16 protein-coding genes are annotated in these 19,577 nt (G+C 72.1%); 13 read left to right on the forward strand and 3 right to left on the reverse strand.

All coding sequences use genetic code 11. The annotated features are described in order from the left end of the window. Window position 1: 1 nt before the first annotated feature. Complete coding sequence (locus ElP_RS19120; protein WP_145271992.1) at window positions 2–1,066, reverse strand: formylglycine-generating enzyme family protein; 1,065 nt, start codon at window positions 1,064–1,066, stop codon at window positions 2–4. Window positions 1,067–1,162: 96 nt separating this feature from the next. On the opposite strand from ElP_RS19120, the gene ElP_RS19125 reads away from it, so the two are divergent. The 8 genes from ElP_RS19125 (at window position 1,163) to ElP_RS19160 (ending at window position 14,657) form a co-directional block, all read left to right on the forward strand. Beyond that, the gene (locus ElP_RS19125; protein ID WP_145271993.1) at window positions 1,163–2,230 is read left to right on the forward strand and encodes an FAD:protein FMN transferase; all 1,068 of its coding nucleotides are present in this window, start codon (window positions 1,163–1,165) and stop codon (window positions 2,228–2,230) included. A 53-nt stretch (window positions 2,231–2,283) separates the two neighbouring features. Then, on the forward strand, window positions 2,284–3,348 hold the full coding sequence (locus tag ElP_RS19130) for a S1C family serine protease (RefSeq protein WP_145271995.1): 1,065 nt from the start codon (window positions 2,284–2,286) through the stop codon (window positions 3,346–3,348). Window positions 3,349–3,580: 232 nt separating this feature from the next. Continuing rightward, a complete protein-coding gene (locus ElP_RS19135) occupies window positions 3,581–5,353 on the forward strand; it encodes a hypothetical protein (RefSeq protein WP_145271997.1) in 1,773 nt (590 codons plus the stop codon). 389 nt (window positions 5,354–5,742) lie between these two features. Continuing rightward, window positions 5,743–8,343 (forward strand): peptidylprolyl isomerase, encoded by a 2,601-nt coding sequence (locus ElP_RS19140; protein ID WP_145271999.1) that lies wholly within the window; start codon window positions 5,743–5,745, stop codon window positions 8,341–8,343. 356 nt (window positions 8,344–8,699) lie between these two features. Continuing rightward, window positions 8,700–9,509 carry a sigma-70 family RNA polymerase sigma factor gene (locus tag ElP_RS19145; RefSeq protein WP_231749182.1) on the forward strand — a complete coding sequence of 270 codons (810 nt, stop codon included), beginning with the start codon at window positions 8,700–8,702 and terminating at the stop codon, window positions 9,507–9,509. A 570-nt stretch (window positions 9,510–10,079) separates the two neighbouring features. Then, window positions 10,080–11,804: a S41 family peptidase gene (locus tag ElP_RS19150; protein WP_145272003.1), complete on the forward strand. Its 1,725-nt coding sequence runs from the start codon at window positions 10,080–10,082 to the stop codon at window positions 11,802–11,804. Between the two features lie 116 nt (window positions 11,805–11,920). Further along, window positions 11,921–13,948, forward strand: coding sequence for a WD40 repeat domain-containing protein (locus ElP_RS19155; protein ID WP_145272005.1), 2,028 nt, complete (start codon window positions 11,921–11,923; stop codon window positions 13,946–13,948). Window positions 13,949–14,228: 280 nt separating this feature from the next. Continuing rightward, the gene (locus tag ElP_RS19160) at window positions 14,229–14,657 is read left to right on the forward strand and encodes an ANTH domain-containing protein (RefSeq protein WP_145278546.1); all 429 of its coding nucleotides are present in this window, start codon (window positions 14,229–14,231) and stop codon (window positions 14,655–14,657) included. 204 nt (window positions 14,658–14,861) lie between these two features. Here the strand turns inward: ElP_RS19160 and ElP_RS19165 are convergent, their stop codons facing one another. After that, window positions 14,862–15,170, reverse strand: coding sequence for a hypothetical protein (locus ElP_RS19165; protein ID WP_145272007.1), 309 nt, complete (start codon window positions 15,168–15,170; stop codon window positions 14,862–14,864). Window positions 15,171–15,402: 232 nt separating this feature from the next. Between ElP_RS19165 and ElP_RS19170 the strand changes: the two genes are divergently transcribed. Further along, window positions 15,403–15,828, forward strand: a complete 426-nt coding sequence (locus tag ElP_RS19170; RefSeq protein WP_145272009.1) for a thiol-disulfide oxidoreductase DCC family protein — start codon at window positions 15,403–15,405, stop codon at window positions 15,826–15,828. Window positions 15,829–15,940: 112 nt separating this feature from the next. Here the strand turns inward: ElP_RS19170 and ElP_RS38355 are convergent, their stop codons facing one another. Further along, a complete protein-coding gene (locus ElP_RS38355; protein WP_197446173.1) occupies window positions 15,941–16,168 on the reverse strand; it encodes a hypothetical protein in 228 nt (75 codons plus the stop codon). Between the two features lie 313 nt (window positions 16,169–16,481). On the opposite strand from ElP_RS38355, the gene ElP_RS19180 reads away from it, so the two are divergent. From ElP_RS19180 to ElP_RS19195, 4 genes are all read left to right on the forward strand, one after another. After that, complete coding sequence (locus tag ElP_RS19180; RefSeq protein WP_145272013.1) at window positions 16,482–16,970, forward strand: YfcE family phosphodiesterase; 489 nt, start codon at window positions 16,482–16,484, stop codon at window positions 16,968–16,970. A 240-nt stretch (window positions 16,971–17,210) separates the two neighbouring features. After that, entirely contained in the window at window positions 17,211–18,539 is a 1,329-nt protein-coding gene (locus ElP_RS19185) for a putative sugar nucleotidyl transferase (RefSeq protein WP_145272015.1), read from the forward strand. A gap of 133 nt (window positions 18,540–18,672) precedes the next feature. Further along, window positions 18,673–18,993 carry a DMT family transporter gene (locus tag ElP_RS19190; protein ID WP_145272017.1) on the forward strand — a complete coding sequence of 107 codons (321 nt, stop codon included), beginning with the start codon at window positions 18,673–18,675 and terminating at the stop codon, window positions 18,991–18,993. A gap of 20 nt (window positions 18,994–19,013) precedes the next feature. Further along, window positions 19,014–19,490, forward strand: a complete 477-nt coding sequence (locus ElP_RS19195) for a hypothetical protein (RefSeq protein ID WP_145272019.1) — start codon at window positions 19,014–19,016, stop codon at window positions 19,488–19,490. The last annotated feature ends 87 nt before the right edge of the window (window positions 19,491–19,577 follow it).

Genomic DNA, 19,577 nt, shown 5'->3' on the forward strand with positions numbered 1-19,577 from the left:
CTCAGTCGCCGCCCGGACCGGACGGCTGGGGGCCCTTGCCCTTGATCATCTTCGATTGCAGGCCGACCAGCTCGGGCTGCTCGTCGAAGGCCCGGACGATCCGGAAGCCGACGAAGGTGGCGTCGGTGTGCCACCAGATGCTCTGGGGTCGCTGCGGATCCTGGACGCTCCAGATCGGGTCGGAGACGTGTCGGGAGGCGCTCCGGCAGTCCCAGGGGTCGTAATCCCAGGACCCGCCCCGGGCGACGTAGGGGAACTCGAACTCGTCCGGCACGACCACCGGCCGGACGGTCGGCGAGTCCTGCGACCTCCGACTATAGAGGTCCGCCACGTAGTGGTCCAGGACCCACTCGGCGACGTTCCCGTGCATGTCGTACAGGCCCCACGGGTTGGGCTTGCCGGTGCCGACGGGCTGCGGCCCCTCGCAGTTCTCGAAGAACCAGTCGTACTCCTCCAGCAGCTCCGGGTCGTCGCCGAAGTGGTAGGCGGTGGTGGTGCCGGCCCGGCAGGCGTACTCCCACTCGGCCTCGGTGGGCAGGCGGTAGGTGTGGCCGGTCTTGGCCGAGAGCCACCGGCAGTATTCCATGGCCGAGTGCCAGGTGATGCAGATCACCGGCTGCCCCTCCCGGCCCAGGCCGAAGGTCTCGTCGGCGTAGGGGGGGGTGGGCCGGGTGATGGCGTCGGCGGCCAGCTCGCTGTCGGGCTGGTCCTCGTCCTTCACCCCCTCGCGCTCCTTGCGGCGGAGGTCGAAGCTGAAGGCGAACTCGTCGTATTCGTCCCAGGTGACCTCGTGCTTGCCCATCCAGAAGGGGCCGACCGTGACGGGGTGCTGGGGCCCCTCGTGCGGCATCCGGTCGGGCTCGTCCTCGGGGCTGCCCATCGTGAAGGTGCCGCCGGGGATCGGGACCATCTCGAAGGAGATGTCGGTCCCCGGTATCGTCTCGGTATAGGGCTTCATCTCCTCGGGGGACTTGGCGTCCTGGCCCCGGGCCGGGGAGACGGCGAGCAGCAGGGCGCAGGAGGCCGCGACGGCCCCGGCCCTGCCGATTGACAGCGGGATGGTCATCGTACGATGGACTCCTCGATCGGACGGGAACGGTCGGTTGCGGTGGAAGTCGGGGCCTTCGGATCGGCGGCGGCCGGGCCCCGGGGAGGTCGGCGGATGGCGGCGGTCTGCCTCGCGGCGTTGTGGGGATGGGCCGCGGACGCCCCGGCCGGGGAGGGGCCCGATCGGTTCGAGTTCCGAGAGACCCACATGGGCAGCGAGTTCAAACTCGTAGTCTACTGCAACGACGAGGCGCTCGCCAGCCGCGCGGCCCGGGCCGCCTTCGACCGCGTCGCGGGGCTCGACGCCACCCTCAGCGACTACAAGGTCGACAGCGAATTGATGCGCCTGAGCGACCGGGCCGGCGGGCCCCCGGTCGCCGTCAGCGACGACCTGTTCGAGGTGCTCCGGCGTTCCCGGGAGCTCTCCGAGCGGACCGGGGGGGCCTTCGACGTGACCATCAACCCCGTCGTCAAGCTCTGGAGGCGTGCCCGGCGGGACGGCACGCTCCCACCCCGGGACCGGCTCGACGAGGCACTCTCCCGGGTCGGCTGGGAGAAGCTGGTGCTCGACCCCGGGGCCCGGACCGTCCGGCTCACCCTGGAGGGGATGAGGCTCGACGTCGGCGGGATCGCCAAGGGGTACGCCAGCGACGCCGCGCTGGCCGAGGTCCGGCGACTCGGCATCACCCGGGCCCTGGTCGCCGGGGCCGGGGACGTCGTCGCTGGCGACCCTCCCCCGGGGCGGGACGGCTGGACCGTCGGCATCGCCCCCCTGGATCCCGCCCGTCGGCCGGGACGCTTCCTGAGCCTGAGCAACGCCGCCGTCTCGACCTCGGGGGACGCCGAGCGTTACGTTGAGATCGACGGCGTCCGCTATTCCCACATCGTCGACCCCCGGTCCGGCCTGGGCCTGACCGGCAGGAGCAGCGTCACGGTGGTGGCCCCCGACGGGACGACCTCCGACGGACTGGCGACGGCCCTCTCGGTGCTGGGGCCGGATCGGGGCCTGGCCCTGGCCGAGGAGGCCGAGGGGGTCGAGGCACTGATCGTCTCGGCGGCGGGGGACGGGGACGGGGACCGGACGACCGTCCGCGCCACCGGGGGCTTCGGGGCGATGCTGGGCGAGGGGCCCGGGGCCTCGGAGCCCGGGACGGTGCCGACGCTCGGGGGGCCGGAGCCTTGAAACGCCGGGGCCCCCGACTACAATGGCGGCACGATCGCATCAGGAAGGATTACATGCGAAAACGCAACGCAATTCACGAACCGCGGCCGGCCCGTCGGGCCCTGCCCCTCCTCGTCGCCGCGGTGCTGGGGATCGCCCCCGGGTCGGACGCGCTCGGGCGGGCGGCCCCCGAGGCCGAGCGGATCGTCCTCAAGAGCGGCTCGCAGATCGTCGGCGAGGTGCTGGCCGAGAAGGCCGAAGCGATCTACGTCGACGTCGGCTACGACCTGATCCGGGTCCCGCTCGACCAGGTCCTCCGCCGGGGGGATCCCGGCGAGGTGGCGCCGCCGGGTTCCTCGGCTCCGGCCTCCTCCCCCGGCCCGGCCGACGGGTTCTACGAGGCCCGATCGCTCGACCCCCGGCCGGTCAATGAGCTGGTCAACACCTTCGGCGAGGCGGTGGTGTCGATCGAGACCCCCTCGGGCCTCGGCTCCGGGTTCATCATCAACCCGGAGGGCTTCGCCGTGACGAACGCCCACGTGATCGAGGGGGAGACCCGGATCTCGGCGATCCTCTACCAGAGGACCTCCAGCGGCTGGCGCCGCAAGAAGATCGAGGACGTCCAGATCATCGCCGTCAATCCGTTCCTCGACCTGGCCTTGCTGAAGCTGCCGCCGCAGGACGGGCTGAAACTGGAGCACGTCGTGCTGGGTACGCTGGATGACCTCGACGCCGGGGACGGCACGTTCGCCGTCGGCAACCCGCTGGGCCTGGAGCGCAGCGTCTCGCAGGGGATCCTCAGCACCCTGAACCGGAATTTCGAGGGGCTGGTGTACCTGCAGACCGACGCGGCGATCAACCCGGGGAACTCGGGGGGCCCTCTGTTCAACCTGCGCGGCGAGGTGATCGGGGTGACGAACATGAAGGCGTCGGCCGGGGACAACCTCGGCTTCGCCATCCCGATCAATTACGTCAAGGACTTCCTCCGCAACCGGGACGCCTTCGCCTACGACAAGGACAACCCCAACAGCGGCTACCGCTACATCGACCCCCCCCGCCGGAGGAAGCCCGAGGCACCCCCGGAGGCGGCGTCCTCGGCGTCGCCGGCGGCCGCCGCGGGGCCCGGGTCGGGGCGCTGAGGCCCCCGGGGCCCGGAAGGCGCGGAAGTTGCACCTGTTCCCCTGACCTGAGGCTCGCCGGCCGGACGCCGGCGGGCCTCGCATTGTCCTCGTCGGGCCATCGCCGGTCGAACCCGGCCCTGGCCCGAATCGGCCCGCCGTGCCCGCCCCGAGACCCGGACCGGGTCCGGGGAGGGAGGCAGGCCTGCCCCTCTCTAGAATGCCATTCCTCAACGGGAAGGAGAATTCCTCGATGCGATCCCCGATTCGGGTGCTCGCCGGCTCGGCCCTGCTCGGCGTCCTCGCGACGGCCGCACCCGCGGTGGCCCAGGTCCCGGGCGAGAACGCCCTGCCCGGCTCGACCCTGGCGATCGTCAAGGTCTCGAGCGCCAGCGACCTGCGCGAGGCCCTGGGCGACAGCCAGTTCGGCCGGCTGCTGGCCGACCCGGCGATGGAGCCCCTGCTGGAGGACATCCGCACCAAGCTCGACGACCTCAACACGCAGCTGAAGCAGCGGATCGGCGTGACGCTCAAGGAGCTGGTCGAGACGCCCCAGGGCCCCGCCTGGCTGGCCGTCACCCGGGCCGAGGCCGAGATCCCCGTCGCCGCGATCCTCGTCGCCGACGCCGGCGAGAATGCCGCGCGGATGGACGAGATCATGACCAAGGGGACCGAGCAGCTGGAGAAGGAGGCCGGCGGGCAGTCCCGGACCGAGGAGTTCCAGGGCAAGACCCTGCACATCATCCAGCCCCCGGCCGAGGACAGCCCGCCGCTGGTCTGGTCCAGCGAGGGGAGCGTCTACTTCATCGGCGTCGGCATCGACGCGATGAAGGACCTGCTGGCCAACGCCGGCGGCCGCGAGGACTCGCTGGCCGCCAGCGCCAACTACCAGGCCCTCGGCGAGAAGCTCGGCACCGACAGCCAGGTCTGCTGGTACATCGACATCCAGCAGGCGATCCAGCTGGTCGTCCAGGCCGCCGCGGAGCAGGGGGGCGAGGCCGGCCAGGCCGAGGCCCTGCTGCGCACCCTGGGCGTCGACCAGCTCAAGGCCGTCGGCGGCACGGTCGACTTCGCCACCGGCGAGTTCGACTCCGTCGCCAAGACCTTCGTCTACGCCCCCGGCCAGCGCTCCGGCATTCTCCGGCTCTTCCAGATGCCGCCCATCGACGCCACCCCCGAGCCGTGGGTCCCCGCCACCGTCGCCAGCTACCAGACCCTCAGCTGGGATCTCGACGCCGCCTACACCGCCCTGGGCGACCTGGTCAACATGTTCCTCCCCGGCGCCCTGGAGAACGTCGAGCGCGGCCTGCAGGGGCCCGGCGGCGAGACCATCCGCTTCCAGCAGGACATCTTCGGGCCGATCGGCGACCGCGTCTCCATCATCGCCGACTTCGCCGAGGAGGGGGAGGAGATCGACGCCCAGAGCCAGCGGGGCCTGGTCGCCATCGCCCTGGAGGACGAGCAGGCCTTCCAGACCACCCTGAACAAGGTCTTCGCCATCGCCGGCCTGGCCCCCGAGAAGCGGGACTTCCAGGGGACGACCATCTACGACGTCGAGCTGCCCGAGCTGCCCGCCGCCCCCGGCGCCCCCCAGTTGCAGCTCGACGGCAACGTGAGCATCGCCATCGCCAAGGGCTACCTCTTCGCCACCGGCCGCGCCCCGCTCCTGGAGCAGATCCTCCGGGGAGGCGGCAGCTCCCTCGCCGACGACTCCCAGTTCCGGGCCGTCGCCGGCAAGTATCCCGGCCAGGTCTCCTCCTTCACCTTCAATCGCCCCGAGGAGCAGGCCCGGGCCGTCTACAACACCTTCAAGAGCGGCCAGTTCCAGCAGGCCATCGAGGCCGCCGGCAACGCCGGGGGCGCCGGCGAGGACATGCCCGACCTCTCGGAGCTGATCGACGTCACCAAGATCCCCGAGTTCTCCGTCTTCGCCAAGTACCTCTCCCAGGGCGGTAGCTACAGCGTGATGGAGGAGGACGGCCTCACCATCACCCAGTTCTCCCTGCCCAAGACCGGCGGCGAGTGACCCCACCCCCGCCCCGCCCGGGCCCCCGGGGCGTCTCGGCCGGCAAGGCCGGCCGGGTCGCCCCGACCCTCGAAGATCCCCGATCGGGGGGCGACGCCTTCCCTGCCCCACCCGGGCAGGGAAGGCGTCGCCCCCCGACTCCATTTCCCGGCCCCGGCACGCCCGACGCCGCCTCCTCGTCCCCGCCCCGTCGAGGCGAGGGCCGATCGCGATCATGCATCGCTCGCGGCGATTCCGGCCTTGCATCGGGCCGGGGCCGGGGCCGGTCGGGCCCGGTTGCCCTCAAGCGGGCGGGTCGGATCGGCCGATTGGAAGGGCTGGAACGATCGCGCGGCGGCGCCGACGGCGGCGTCGCGTCGAGGGAAGGGCCGAGGGGCGGGAGGAGTCCGATGCGGGATCGCAAGCGAGGCGGGTCAATCCGACGGTGGTTGGGGACCGGCGAGGCCTCCGCCGGTCGGCGGAGGGCCCGGCGCCCCGGCCTCGAGGGGCTGGAGGCCCGGCAACTGCTGGTCGCCTCGCTCGAGCCGATCGCAAACCTGACGGTCCCGGCCGACCTGGGCCGGGTGGTCCGGCTCGACGGCGGGGCGGACGACCAGGCCTTCACGGCCTCGTCCGACAACCCGGATGTCCGGGTCTCGGTCATCAACGGGCCGTTCCTGTCGATCGACGTGTCGCACGCCTCGAGCGGGGCGGGGGATCCGGCCTTCTCCGGCACGCTGACCTTCCAGCTCTTCGAGGAGCTGACGCCGATCACGGCCCGACGCATCCAGGCGCTGGTCAACCAGGGGTTCTACACCTCGCCGACGACCAACCCGGATCCGAACTTCACCAACCTGCCCAGCAAGAACTTCCACCGGATCGCCTCGGGCTTCCCCGGCGACCAGTTCATCGTGCAGGGCGGCTCGGCCAACGGCAACGGCACCGGCGACATCAACCAGCCGGGCTTCCCCTTCGCCGACGAGTTCCGGGCGCCGCTGGTCTTCACCGGCGAGGGCCAGCTCGCCATGGCCAACGCCGGGGACGACACCAACGAGTCGCAGTTCTTCGTGACCACCGGCTCCCCCCGGTTCCTGGACTTCCAGCACACGATCTTCGGCCAGCTGGTCGACGGCTTCGGCGTGCTGAGCCAGATGACCCAGGTCTCGCGCAACAACGTCGACGCGCCGGTCTCCCCGATCCTGATCACCGGGACCCGGGTCGCCCAGGCCAGCCCCGACGGCTCCCTGCTGATCGACACCACCTCGGCCACCGCCGGGGAGTCGGCCACGGTGACGGTGACGGCGGCCGACGGCGGCTCGACCGACGTGGAGACCTTCCAGGTCAGCGTGGTGGCCAACACCGAGAACCAACGCCCCTTCCTCGGGCCGGTCGAGGACCAGCTCACCCGCCCGGGCCAGGCGGCCCAGTTCCAGCTCTCGGCCGTCAGCACCAACCCCGGCGACCAGCTGACCTATGCCGTCGGCGGCGGCGTCGCGTCCGACGGGACCTTCGCCCCGGTCCAGAACGCCACGGCCACCGTCGACGCCTCCGGCCGGGTGACCGTCACCCCGAACAGCGGCTTCGAGGGGACGATCGAGCTGCTGGTCGGGGTCCGGGACCAGGTCAACCGCGCCGGCAGCCTCGACGCGGTCGCCAACTTCGACACCAAGAAGCTCAGCCTGGCGGTCACGACCAACAACCGGCCGACCGCCACCGCCGTCACGGTGGAGACCGACCAGAACCAGGCCGTCACGGTGCAGCTGGCCGGGCAGACGGGCGACCCGGATTCGGGCCAGACGCTCGTCTTCGAACTGACCGGTCCCCCGGTCAACGGCTCGATCGCCGGCTTCAACGCCCAGACCGGCACGCTCCGGTACACGCCGAACACCAACTTCAGCGGCGACGACGTCTTCACCTACCGGGTCCGGGACGTGGGCGCCCCGACGCCGAACCTGGCCAGCGCGGAGACGACGGCCACGGTCCGCGTCGCCGAGGGGGAGATGATCAACACCCCCCCCACCGCCCAGGGCCAGCAGCTCACCGTCCAGGTCAACACGCCGCAGCCGGTCCAGCTGATCGGCATGACCGGCGACCCGGAGACGGGCCAGACGCTGACCTACATCCTCGACAAATCGATGACCCGGGGGACGGTCACCGACTTCGACGCCGACACCGGGACCCTGCTCTACACCCCACCCCGGAACTTCGTCGGCGCGGACACCCTGAGCTTCCGGGTCCGGGACGTCGGCCCGCCGGGGCCGAACCTGGAGAGCGAGCCGGCCACCGTCTCGTTCAACGTCATCGGCGCGGTGAACACGGGGGCGGTCCGCCAGGTGGGCACGGTCGTCATGGTCACCCCGCCCCCGGGACGCCTGCTGAACCCCACCCCCAACACGATCGAGGTGGGGATGGTCGACGGCCGGGTCTCGGTCACGGTCAACGGCCAGATCGACCAGTTCCGGCCGCTGATCTCCGAGCTGGAACGGGTGGTCGTCTACGGGACCAAGGCGAATGACACGATCACCATCTCCCCCGACCTGCCGCTGCTGACCACCCTCGACGGCGGGCTCGGCGGGGTCAACCGGCTGCAATCCAACGACCTGCCCTCTCGGCTCCACGGCTGGTTCGGCCGCAACACCCTGCGGGGCGGGGCCGCCCGGGACGAGCTGATCGGCCGGATGGGACGCGTCCGGTTCCTCCCCAGCCCCGGCAACGACCTGGCCTTCGCCGGCGACCCCAACCGCTTCCCCCAGCGGGGCTCCCACTCCGATCAGGGGCAGGGCGAGCCCCCCACCGGCCAGTTCTTCCGGTTCGTCAACGACCGGCTCGTCCCGGTGGACACCCCTTCTCCCCGGGCCTCGGGCCGGGTCATCCTCCATCCCCCCCGGGCGAACCTCGCCGTGCCGGACTTCAACCTGCCCGGCGACTCGGCCGCCCCGGGCGGCACCGCCGCCCAGCAGCTCCGGGAGGCCCGGGCCCAGCTGCGCCAGCAACGCCTCGACCGGTCCTGATCCCGGCCCGGCCGGTCGGTCGGGCCCCCCTCCCATCCCCGGGGAGGGGGACCCGACCTCGGCCATCCCGGCCACGACCGACGACGACACGACCCTCCCATGTCGTAGGATCCCTGCAGGCCCGATCGATCCTTGACCGACGGGATCGACCACCCTAGGATGGCAATGGGTGCATGAGTCTCGGCATTGACGAGTTTCCGTCATGATCCGGGGAATTGCACTCGTCCTGTCATCCGGTTTCGATAGGATATTAGGCCGCCCGGGTCGGGCCGTCCGGGATGGGTCTGGGGGCGAGGCCGGACTGGGCCGCATGCCCCGGCCGTCGACGACGACCCGGGGGGATCGGAGGGAGATCCGTGAGCGAGCAGGACCAGAGGAAGGCGAGCCGGGCCTACCGGCCGGGCGTCGAGGGCCTGGAGGCGTTGCGCCTCTTCAGCGGCCTGGTCGGCGCCCCGTTCGCAATCCCCGCCGAGCACGGGGAATGGTCGTCCTCGGCCCTCGACCTCGATCTCGACGCCCCCGGCGCGATCGACCCGGGCGTCGAGATCGACGCCTGGGACGCCGCGATCGACCTGGCCTCCCCGTCCGAGCTGCTCTCCCCGGAGCCCGGCCCCCCGGCCGGGACGGCGGCCGACCCGGAGGCGATCCGGGGTGGGCTCTCCCAACTCGACCGCTACCTCTCGCGCACCTGGGCCCGGGCCGGCCTGCCCCCCCAGAAGCATGACGACTGCACCCAGGCGGTTTACCTGTCGCTGCTGAAGCAGCTCAGCCGCCCCGGCTTCGACGAGCTGATGGTCGCCGTCGGCGTCTTCGGCATCCGGGAGGTCTTCAGCCGGGAGCGGGGGGAGGGCACGGTCTTCTTCCGGGCGATCGACGCCACCAAGAAGCGGGCCCAGCGCGAGCGCAAGCTCCGGTCCCTCGACGACGGCCCCGACAACCCTTCCGCCCCGCTCCGGGAGCGGGACTGGGTCGACGCCCTCTCCGAGGCGATCGACCGGGCCTTGAGCCCCCGGGAGGCCGAGCTGATCCGGGCCACCCTCGCCGGCGAGACCCCCGCCGAGATCGCCGAGCGCTGGGGGGTCGCCCCCAAGACCGTCAGCAACGAGAAGACCCGGGCCTACCACAAGCTCCGAGACTTCCTCACCGACGGCGAACCCCACTCCTGAGCCGGTCGCGGGCCGAGCCGGTCCTCGGGGGGGCCTCGCCGGGTTCCCCGGCGTTGGCGATGTTACAATCCGCACCCCGGTTCCGAGCGGAGCCGGGACGCGGACTTCAGCCTTTCGGCGAGAATCCCGTCCGCCTCTGACGGTCGTGCCGGGCGGGACGGCCTCCGGGCGGCCCGAGGCGTGGCCCGGCCGCTTCCCGGGCCGAGTCGGTATGATAGAGTGAATCGTGACGGGCGTGTCCCCGAGGACGGTCGCCCCGATCGGGCCGGATGGCCGGGCGATGCCGTCGGATCGGTCCCCCCCGAGGTGGCGTCCGGCACGGCCCGTGCGGTTGACCCCGGCCGCAGCCCCAGACTCACTCGCCCTGGATGATTCGCTTCCCTTGACGTGCAGCCACGGATCGGTGCGCGGACGGATCACGGAGGCCCCGGCGATGGCGACGGTCCCCGATCGTGATCCCCGGCCCCGGCCGTCGCCCCGGCGACGGCCCCCGGCACCGACGGCGGCGTCCCGGACCCGAATGGCCCCCGATCCTCCCCGCCCCGCTCCGCAGCGGGAGGATCGTGGCCGATGCTCGCCCTGATCCGGAGTCCCTTCCCGGGATGGTTCGCCCTGGCCCTGGCCCTCGTCGTGCCGGGCACCTCGCCCGACTCGGCCTCGGCCCTGCTGGCCGACCTCGTCCCGCCGACTGCCCGGCGGGACGCCCCCTCGTCGCCGGAGGGCCTCGGCTCCCCGGGCGACCCCTCGACGCCCGATGACGCCCTGGCCCGGGCCCTGGAGCTGGAGCGGACCCGGAACTGGCCGGCCGCCATCACGCTCTACGAGCAGGCCCTCGAACGCTGGCCCAGCCGGACGGAACTCCGACACCGGCTCCGGCTCTGCGAGACCCACTACCGGCTCGGCCGACGCTACGAGGACCGCAGCTTCCGGGAGGTCCTGCTCCGGCTTCCCCGGGAGGACGCCCTCGCCCTCTTCGACGAGCTGATCGACCGGATCGAGACCGGATACGTCGACCCCGTCCGCCTGGAACCGCTGCTCCGGCACGGCTTCGACAACCTGGAGGTCGCCCTCCGGGACCCCGCCTTCCTCGACGCCCATGGCGCCGACTCCCCGGACCGGGCCGACCGGGTCCGATGGCTCCGGGACGCCTTCCGGTCCCAGCGGGGCCGCATGTCGGCCCGGACGAAGGGCGAGGCGAGGGCCCAGGTCGAGGTGTGCTGCGACCTCGGCCGGCGTGCCCTCGGGCTGGCCGACGCGGCGGTCATCCTCGAATTCGTCTACGGCGCCTGCGACGCCCTGGACGAATACTCCGGCTGCCTGTCGCCCGACAAGCTCTCCGACCTCTACGCCGAGATCGACGGCAATTTCGTCGGGATCGGGGTCGAGCTGAAGGGCTCCGACCGGGGCCTGCTGCTCGTCAACGTGATCCCCGGCGGCCCGGCCTCGGAATCGGGCCTGAAGCCCGGCGAGCAGATCGTCGAGGTCGACGGCCGGCCCCTGGCCGGGCTCGGCCTCGACGCGGCGGCGGCGACGCTCCAGGGCGCCGAGCATTCCGAGGTGACCGTCCGGGTGCTCGGGGCCGGCGGGCAGGCCCGCTCGGTCCGGATGGCCCGCCGCCCGGTCGAACTCAAGAGCGTGGAATCGAGCGCGATGCTCCAGGGGGGGATCGGCTTCATCAGGCTGGTCAGCTTCCAGAAGACGACCGTCGAGGAGATGGACCGGGCCGTCGCCGACCTCCAGGCCCGGGGGATGCGGCACATGGTCCTCGACCTCCGGGGCAATCCCGGCGGGCTCCTCAACGTCTCGGTCGACCTGGCCGACCGCTTCCTGGACCGGGGGAGGATCGTCGCCACCCGGGGCCGGGCCCCCGGCCAGACGTTCGACTACACCGCCTCCGGCGCCGCCCCCTGGCGGATGCCCGTCACCGTCCTGATCGACGGCGACAGCGCCAGCGCCAGCGAGATCCTCGCCGGGGCGTTGAAGGACCACCGCCGGGCCCTGATCGTCGGGGGGCGGAGTTACGGCAAGGGGTCGGTCCAGAGCATCTATCCGCTCCGATCGGCCGACGCGGCGTTGAAGCTGACGACCGCCAAGTTCTATTCCCCGCTGGAGCGCCCCTACAGCGAGCACGGCGTCTCCCCCGACATCGAGGTCTCTTCCTCCGCCCGTCCCCCCGGCGATGACCCGGGCCTGGCGCCGGTCCCGATCCCCTATGGCGACCCGGAGAAGGACCCGGCGCTCCGGGTGGCGATCCGTCGGGCCCTGGAGGGGGATCTGGCCGGGGCGGGGGGCTAGAATGTCGGAAGACGGATGACGGGAGGCGGGAGGCCGGGAGGCGTCGCGGCCGTCGGCCGTCCGGCAGCCCGAATCGACCGCCCGCCCGTCGCCCCCCAGGGAGGGAAACCCCGACCATGTCCCAGACCGACGCCCCGGCCGGATCCCGGATGCAGCCGACGCTGGCCTGGACCGTGGTGACCGACGCGCCGCTCAAGGGGCTCGGCCTGATGCGGGAGGCCGGCCGGATCGTCACCTGGGACGAGTCCGACGGCCTGGCGATGTACGACCCTCGGGGGGACCGCATCTGGGCCAGCCGGGCCCCCGGCGCGATCGTCTCGGGGGCGGTCAGCGACGACGGCTCGCTGGTCGCCCTGATCGGCGAGTCGAGGAGGCTCTGGCTGTTCGGCCCCGACCTGGAGCTGATCGCCGACCGGGAGGCCGTCGCCGACCCGATCGGCCTGGCGGTCGACCCGCATGGCCGCTACGTCGCGGTCTCCTCCCGGATGTCGCAGACCCACCTCTACACCCGATATGGCCGCAAGTCGGGGGAGTTCGAGACGCTCCAGCCGCTGGCCCACGTCGCCTTCGTGCCGAGCGAGCCGAGGCTCATCGGCGCCGCCGGGCACGGCTCGCTGTTCGGCGTCGAGCTGATCCCCGCCGGGAGGGGCCGGCTCGACGCCGAGGTCGCCTGGCGGGAGTCCCTGCTCTCCAACGTCGGCCGGCTGGCCCTGACGGGCGACGGCGGCACGATCGTCGCCAGCTGCTTCATCCACGGCGTCCAGCGGTTCGACGCCAACGGCCGGGGGGAGGGCTCCTACCACCTCGGCGGCACCGCCGTGCTGGCCGCCCCCGACTTCGTCGGCCGGACCATCGCCGCCGCCACCCAGGAAGGGGAGCTGTTCCTGCTCAACCGGGCCGGCAACATCCGGTGGAAGACCGCCCTGCCCAGGCCCGCGGTCGCCCTGGAGCTGGAGCCGCTCGGCCGCTGGCTCGTCTACGGCCAGGCGACCGGCGAGGTCTCCCGGATCGACCTGGAGGATCCGGGGAGGCCGTCCGGATCGGCAGTCCGGCCGTCGCCGGCCGCGGCGAAGTCGGCCGTCCGGAGGTCCCCGGCGGCGTCGAGCCCGGTGCGGACCCCCTCCTGGTCCCTGACCGTGGCCGAGAGCGACGACCGGGCCGAGTCGGCCGTGCTCGCCCTGCTGGACGACCCGCCCCGGATCGGCCTGATGACCAACGCCGACCGCCTGGAGCTGTTCACCACCGAGGGCAAGCGCCTCGGCCGGACCCCGCCGATCAAGGGGGTCGGCCGCCTGATCCGGACCTCCCCCGGCTGGCTCGCCGCGTCGACCGACCGGGAGTTGCTCCTCTTCGACGCCCGGCGCAACAGCGGGAAGCGCCTGGAAGACCTGAACATCGTCCAGCTCACCCACCTGGAGATCCGCCCCGACGACTTCGGCCTCGCCGTCGTCCAGGAACGCGACCGGGTCGGCCGGGCCACCACCGCCGGCCGATGGATCTGGCGCAAGGAGCTGGATTCCGGCGTCGAGGACCTGGCGATCGGGCCCGACGGCCTGATCGCCGTCACCACCGACGACGGCCGGCTGCTCCTGTTCGACCCCGCCGGCAACCCGGTCGAGGGCCCCGACGACCGCTTCGGCGAGCCCCTCGGCCTGGTCCCCGCCCCGGACGGGTCCCCCCCCGGGGTGGCCGTGCTCACGCTCGCCCGACAGCGTCAGATCCTCCGGGGGCACGACCGGGCCGGCCGGATCCTCTGGGAAACCCCGGTCCCCTGGGTCTCCTGGCACCTGGCCCGGGCCGGGTCGGCGGCGGTGGTGTCGGCGCCAGACGGCCGGGCGGTCGCCTACGACGGGACCGGTCACGCCCTGACCAGCGGCCGGGATCCGGCCCCCCCCGGCGTGTTCGCGATCGGGCCGGACGGCGTCGTGCTCAGGGCCTACCGCCGGGGCCCACACCTGATCTGCGAGGACCTCGACGGCCGGGTCCGATGGCGGGCGCTGGCCGAGTCGGCCCGGGGCCCGCTCGCCGCCGGCCTCGGCGGCGTGGCTGCCCTGCTCGGCCGGGACCTCGCCTGGTTCCCGCACCTCGCACCCCCGGTCCGAGTCCGCCCGGCCGACGACCGGACCGACCCGTTGTTCCCGTGAAACATCCGCCGGCCGCCGCCCCGGCATCCCATGTGCGGTCCCGAGGTGGCGATTGGCGCCGGGGTCGAACCGGAGTATGATTCAAACGACACTCCTTTCGGGTGCGTGCAAGCAGACAATGAATCCGGCCCGCCCGTCGAGCGGCTCGGCGGTGTCGTCCAACCTTTCTTGGTCGGAGTCTTGGCAGTCGGGATCTGCACGGTTATGATTCCTTGACGAGGCAGCGGGCCAGGACGGCCTGGAGGTCACGATGGCTCCTTGTAGTGCACCGTCCGTGGACATGCAACACGCCCCGACGCCGCTGAGCCTCCTCGCCGAAGGCGAGGAAGAAGCACGACGGTACAAGTGGATCATGAGCGAGAAGGCCGGTCGCGACCTTGGCGACTGGGCCATCCGTTGCTGGGTCCGCGAGCACTGGAACGGGTTCCTCCGGGAACGATGGTTGGAGCACCTCCAGGGTCGGGCCTTCTGGATCGAGCTGGATCGGGAGGACTACGGCCTCCTGCACCGGGCCTTCCGCAATTCCTCCCCCCTCTTCGACGAGATCTTCCGCCGCATCAAGCGGGGCGACGAGAACCTCGAGATCCTCAACTGGGCGATCGAGGGGGAGATCTCCACCGACGCCGTGATCGACATCCTCGAGGCGATCGACATCAACAGCCGCCGCATCGAGTGCCAGTTCGCCCTGAAGCTCTCGCAGGCGAGCTGAGCATCCGTCTCGGGACGGGGGGCCCCAGCTGCCCGATCACTTCCCCGGCGGGGGCAAGTTCGTGGTCCTCGGCCGGAACCCCACCCGCCCGTTCGGGCCGACGGCGACCCCGACGTCCGCCCGTATCCGGCCGACCCGCATGAGCACCTCGGACGTCTCCGGGTCATACGAAAGGTCGATGGTCCGGGGTGGTTCGGAATCCGGTTACACTCCGTTCCAGAGGTCGATCGTCATCATCGCGTTCGGGGAACCGGGCCCGGATGCCTGGATGTCGCCCTTGACCGAGTGGCTTCGTCGGATGATCCGGGCCGTAATTTGATGGCCCCGCGGGCCGTCGAACGTCCCCTCCGCCTGCGTCCTCGGTCGGGTCGCTCCGAAGACGAGGGCGAACGCCAGGACGAGGGCCGAGAGGATCGCCCCGATCGCGGCGACGAGGATGAGGGCCTGTCTGCGTCTCGCCCTCCTGGGCCGGGACGGGGGGTCGATCGGGCGGCCCGACGCGTCGCGTCTCATCGTGGGAGGCCTCCGTTCTCGGCCGGCACCGCGTCGTGGAGGCGTTGCCTGTTGTGGTCACGGCCGGGAGGTCGATCCACCAGTCGGGCCGGGCAGGACAACGACTTGACGACCGGCCCATAATCGAGGTGGTCCCCAATCGGGATGGGAGCCGTAAGGACGAGTCCAGGGGGCCCGGAGTCATCGCGAGCCCGATTGCCGTTCCGGGAGATCGAACCGAAATGAGGACCGGATGACCACCGTGGCCGCATCAACTGCCGCTCCCGGGGCGCCGATCGTCTTCTACGACGGCGAGTGCGGCTTCTGCAATCGGTCGGTCCAATTCGTCCTCGACCACGACCCCGACGGCAAGGTCCTGCTCGCCCCCTTGCAAGGGGAGACCTTCCGGGATCGCCTCCCCGATCATGGTCCTCCCGACCTGAACTCGATGCTCCTGCTGGACGAGGGCCGGCTCTTCGACCGCTCCTCGGCGGTGCTCCGCGTGATGCGTCGCCTCCGATTCCCCTGGCCCCTGCTCGGCAGGCTCGGGGCGATCATCCCCCGGCCGATCCGGGACCGGGCCTACGACTATTTCGCCGCACGACGATACCGATGGTTCGGCGTCGCCGAAGCCTGCCGGCTCCCTTCCCCCGAGGAACGGGCCCGACTGTTGCCCTGATCCCAGGTCCTCCGACCGGGACGGCCGAGGGCCCTCGGCCACTTGGTCCCTCATCCGATCGGCCGGGCCGCCGGGTCAGGGCGGCCCGGCGGCGATCCGGGGGGCAGGTCGGTCAACTCATGCTCCGGCCGTGGGTGTACTCCTGGTCGAGGAGGCCGGCGCGGGCGTCGCCGGCGTCGGGGGCCTCGGCCGACCGAGAGACCGCGTCCTCGGGGGGCTCGGCCGGGTCGTCGCCCCGGTCGGGGGCCTCGACGCCGAACTCCTGGAGGCGGGGCAGGGGGGACTCGTGGGCCGGGTCGTCCCGGCGGACGGCCTGGCGGTCGTGCTCGTTGGTGAACATGGGGCACCTCCCCGCGCATCGCGGGCAGAACCGGGGGGCCTCGGCGCACATCGAGGACGTCGTCCGTTCGGGGGTCCCGTCGGGCGGGTCGTCCGCGTGATTCGGGGGCTGAAGCTCCCGCGACCGGCGGTTTCCGCTCTGCCGGTCGCACTCCGCCCCCACAAGGGGCGGACGTCGGACTCCGAGCGGCCTGGCCCCTGGACCGGAGAGAAGGGAGAAGGAGGCATCGATCGGGGCCGACGCGCCGGGGTCCGTGCTGTATTCTACGACCCGCCGGCCGGGCCGCCAAGCCGGCCCGGGGGAGATCGCTCGCATGCTCATCGGCGTCCTGTCCGACTCCCACGACCAGATCGACCGCACCGCCGGGGCCGTCGCCCTGCTGGCGGCCCGAGGGGCCGAGTCGCTCGTCCACTGTGGGGACCTGACGAGCCCGAGGGCGGTCCACGCCGTCGCCTCCTCCGGGTTGCCGTGCCGGTACGTCCTGGGGAACAACGACTTCGACCTCGAGGGGATCGAGCGGGCCGTCGAGGCGACCGGCGGCCTGCTGCTCGGCTGGTCGGGGGAGTTCGAGCTGGCCGGTCGTCGAATCGCCGTCACCCACGGCCACCTGTCGGACGAATTCCGTCGGCTTATCCGGTCGATGCCCGACTACCTCCTGTTCGGCCACTCTCATCAGCGGCTCGACGAGCGGGACGGCCCGACCCGGCAGGTCAACCCCGGGGCCCTCCATCGGGCCCGGATCTGGACGGTGGCGATGCTCGACCTAGAGGCCGACGCGGTCGAGTTCCACTCGGTTCGGTGAGCGGCGGCCCCCCTCGCGATGGAGCGGGCCGGCGCCCCGGATCGGGGTAGTCGCCCCCGGGGGCCCCGCTATAATCGCCCCGCGCGGCCCGGAGCTCGCACCTCCCATCCCGACCGGGGCAGGATCGCCGGGGTCGATCATCCGACCCTTCGAGACCGGCCGGGGGGCGGGACGGGCCTCGGGAAGGCCCACGGAAGGCCGCGACCAGACCCCTGAGCAGGCACCCGGAAGGAGCGAACCATGCGCCTGTGCATCGTCGAAGACCTGGCCGTCGCCGGCCTGGAGCCCCTGACCCTGACGAGACCGGCGTACGCGCTGCGACTCGGGGCCGGCGTGCTGGGGGACCGGATCGCCCGGGCCTGGGGGGTCGGCCCGGGGCCGGCGAGGAGGGCGGCGGTGATCCGCCCCCACCTGGCCGAGATCGCGCGGGAACGCGACCCGCACACGGTGCTCAACAACCCCGAGTGGCTCGCCCAGGGGCCGAGCATCGTCGCCAACGCCCGATGGGTGCCCCCCGCCGGCTTCGACGGGACCGAGGCGGGCGGCCCGAACCCCCCGTGGCTGGGCCTCTGCCGGGGCCGCCCGGCCTGCGCCGTCGTCGGCCCCGAGCGGGCCGTCGCCCTGGCCCCCAACCGGGTCGACGACTGGTTCGACGACCTGCTGGCCAAGGTCGACGGCGTCGAGGTCGGCGGCCACTGGGTCGACCGCCCCTGGGACCTCGTCTCGCTCAACGAGCAGGCCGTCCGGGACGACTTCGACGCCCTGGAGGGCCCGAGCGTCACCAACCGGCACCTCCAGGCGATGGCCCTGGTCGGCCCCTCCGACCGGCTCTGGATCCACGAGTCGGCCCGGATCGACCCCTATACCGTCTTCGACACGACGAACGGCCCGATCATCGTCGGCCCGGACGTCTGGGTGCAGCCGTTCACCCGGATCGAGGGGCCGAGCGTCATCGGCGCCGGCACGCAGCTCTTCCGGGCGAACATCCGGGGGGCGGTGAGCATCGGCCCGGTCTGCCGGGTCGGCGGCGAGGTGGAGGCGTCGATCATCCAGGGGTACTCGAACAAGTACCATGAGGGGTTCCTGGGCCACGCCTACGTCGGCGAGTGGGTGAACCTGGGGGCGATCACCTCCAACAGCGACCTCCGCAACGACTACGGCGAGGTCGAGGTCCCCTTGCATGGCGACCCGATCCCGACCGGCCAGGCCAAGGTCGGCTGCTTCATCGGCGACCACACCCGGACCGGCCTGGGCAGCATGCTGAATACCGGCACCAGCATCGGCGTGATGTGCAACGTCCTGCCGGCCGGCTGGCTGCTGCCGAAGCACGTGCCGAGCTTCTCGGCGGTCCTCTGGGGCAAGGTCGCGCCCGGCTTCGAGCTGGAGCAGATGTTCGAGACCGCCCGGACCGTCAAGGGCCGCCGGGGCCTGGAGTTCACCGGGGCCGAGGAGCAGCTCTACCGCTCCCTGCACGACCAGACCCGGCTGGAACGCGAGCGGGCCTTCCAGCGCGGCCAGGATCTCCGACAGGCACCCCGAGCCGCCGCCGCCTCGGCCGCCGGGCCCTGAAGCGCCGCCTCGTCGCGGTCGAATCTGGCCTTGCGTCCGGCTTCCCCGGGCGTCATCGTCACCGGGGCGCCGGGGAGAGGTCTCCCCGACGCCCCGATCGACGGCGACACCGCAGCAGGGGCACCCGACGGATATGGCCTGGATCGTCCTCATCTTCGCCGGCCTCGCCGAGGTCGGCTTCACCACCTGCCTGAAGCTCAGCGAGAACTTCTCGAAGCCGATCCCCTCGATCGGCTTCCTCCTGCTGAGCATCCTCAGCTTCGCGCTGCTCACCCGGGCGATCCAGACGATCCCGCTGGGCACGGCGTATGCCGTCTGGACGGGCATCGGCGCCTTCGGCACGGCGATCATCGGCATCGCCTTCTTCAAGGACCCGCTCTCGACCGCCCGGATCGTCTTGCTCCTGGTGCTCATCGGCTCAATCATCGGGCTGAAGGTGGTGGCCTCGGAGTGACCCGGGAGGAGGGGGGCGGGATGCTGGCCGTCGTCGAGGAGATCTGCGTCCACGGCTGCTGGCTGGTCGTGCTCGTCCGATGCAGGGCGACCGGCCGGCTCATGGCGTACTGCGACGGCTGTCTGTCCTGCTGGACGACCCCGGGCGACTTCCGGTCGGCGACGTGGTCGGACCCGGTCCGGGAGTGCCCGGCCGGGGTCGAGTTGCCGACCGCCGAGGAGGTGGCCCAATCGATCTGGTCCGATCTGGTCCGGGAGTACATGCCGGAGGACGAGTCCTGGAACGCGGATGCGTTCAACGACTGGCTGGCCCGGGAACGAGAGAGACGAACGCGAGAACCCCTGCGTGCCGGGCCGGGTCCCCGCCCTCATCCCTTTCGGCGGCTCGCCGCTCGGTTTTTCCCCCGGTTCGGGGGGGAGGGGGCCTCGATGAGGAAAGACGTGGGCCCCGGTCGGTCTCGGGAGGAGGCCGGCGAGGACGCCGAGAAGCACGGATGAAATCGAACCTCCCCGCCTTGTCCGCCCTCCTACCATAGAGACTGTTGCGGCCCGTCGAGGGCCGGTCGAGGCGGTGCTCTCCTTCTT

The sequence above is a fragment of the Tautonia plasticadhaerens genome, from assembly GCF_007752535.1.
Classification (GTDB): Bacteria; Planctomycetota; Planctomycetia; order Isosphaerales; family Isosphaeraceae; genus Tautonia; species Tautonia plasticadhaerens.

Coding starts and splice junctions, on each gene's coding strand:
- ElP_RS19150 (WP_145272003.1), top strand. CDS start 10,080: ATGCTCGCCCTGATCCGGAGTCCCTTCCCGGGATGGTTCGCCCTGGCC.
- ElP_RS19185 (WP_145272015.1), top strand. CDS start 17,211: ATGCGCCTGTGCATCGTCGAAGACCTGGCCGTCGCCGGCCTGGAGCCC.
- ElP_RS19170 (WP_145272009.1), top strand. CDS start 15,403: ATGACCACCGTGGCCGCATCAACTGCCGCTCCCGGGGCGCCGATCGTC.
- ElP_RS19135 (WP_145271997.1), top strand. CDS start 3,581: ATGCGATCCCCGATTCGGGTGCTCGCCGGCTCGGCCCTGCTCGGCGTC.
- ElP_RS19165 (WP_145272007.1), bottom strand. CDS start 15,170: ATGAGACGCGACGCGTCGGGCCGCCCGATCGACCCCCCGTCCCGGCCC.
- ElP_RS19125 (WP_145271993.1), top strand. CDS start 1,163: ATGGCGGCGGTCTGCCTCGCGGCGTTGTGGGGATGGGCCGCGGACGCC.
- ElP_RS19130 (WP_145271995.1), top strand. CDS start 2,284: ATGCGAAAACGCAACGCAATTCACGAACCGCGGCCGGCCCGTCGGGCC.
- ElP_RS19120 (WP_145271992.1), bottom strand. CDS start 1,066: ATGACCATCCCGCTGTCAATCGGCAGGGCCGGGGCCGTCGCGGCCTCC.
- ElP_RS19160 (WP_145278546.1), top strand. CDS start 14,229: ATGCAACACGCCCCGACGCCGCTGAGCCTCCTCGCCGAAGGCGAGGAA.
- ElP_RS19180 (WP_145272013.1), top strand. CDS start 16,482: ATGCTCATCGGCGTCCTGTCCGACTCCCACGACCAGATCGACCGCACC.
- ElP_RS19195 (WP_145272019.1), top strand. CDS start 19,014: ATGCTGGCCGTCGTCGAGGAGATCTGCGTCCACGGCTGCTGGCTGGTC.
- ElP_RS19155 (WP_145272005.1), top strand. CDS start 11,921: ATGTCCCAGACCGACGCCCCGGCCGGATCCCGGATGCAGCCGACGCTG.
- ElP_RS38355 (WP_197446173.1), bottom strand. CDS start 16,168: ATGTTCACCAACGAGCACGACCGCCAGGCCGTCCGCCGGGACGACCCG.
- ElP_RS19140 (WP_145271999.1), top strand. CDS start 5,743: ATGCGGGATCGCAAGCGAGGCGGGTCAATCCGACGGTGGTTGGGGACC.
- ElP_RS19190 (WP_145272017.1), top strand. CDS start 18,673: ATGGCCTGGATCGTCCTCATCTTCGCCGGCCTCGCCGAGGTCGGCTTC.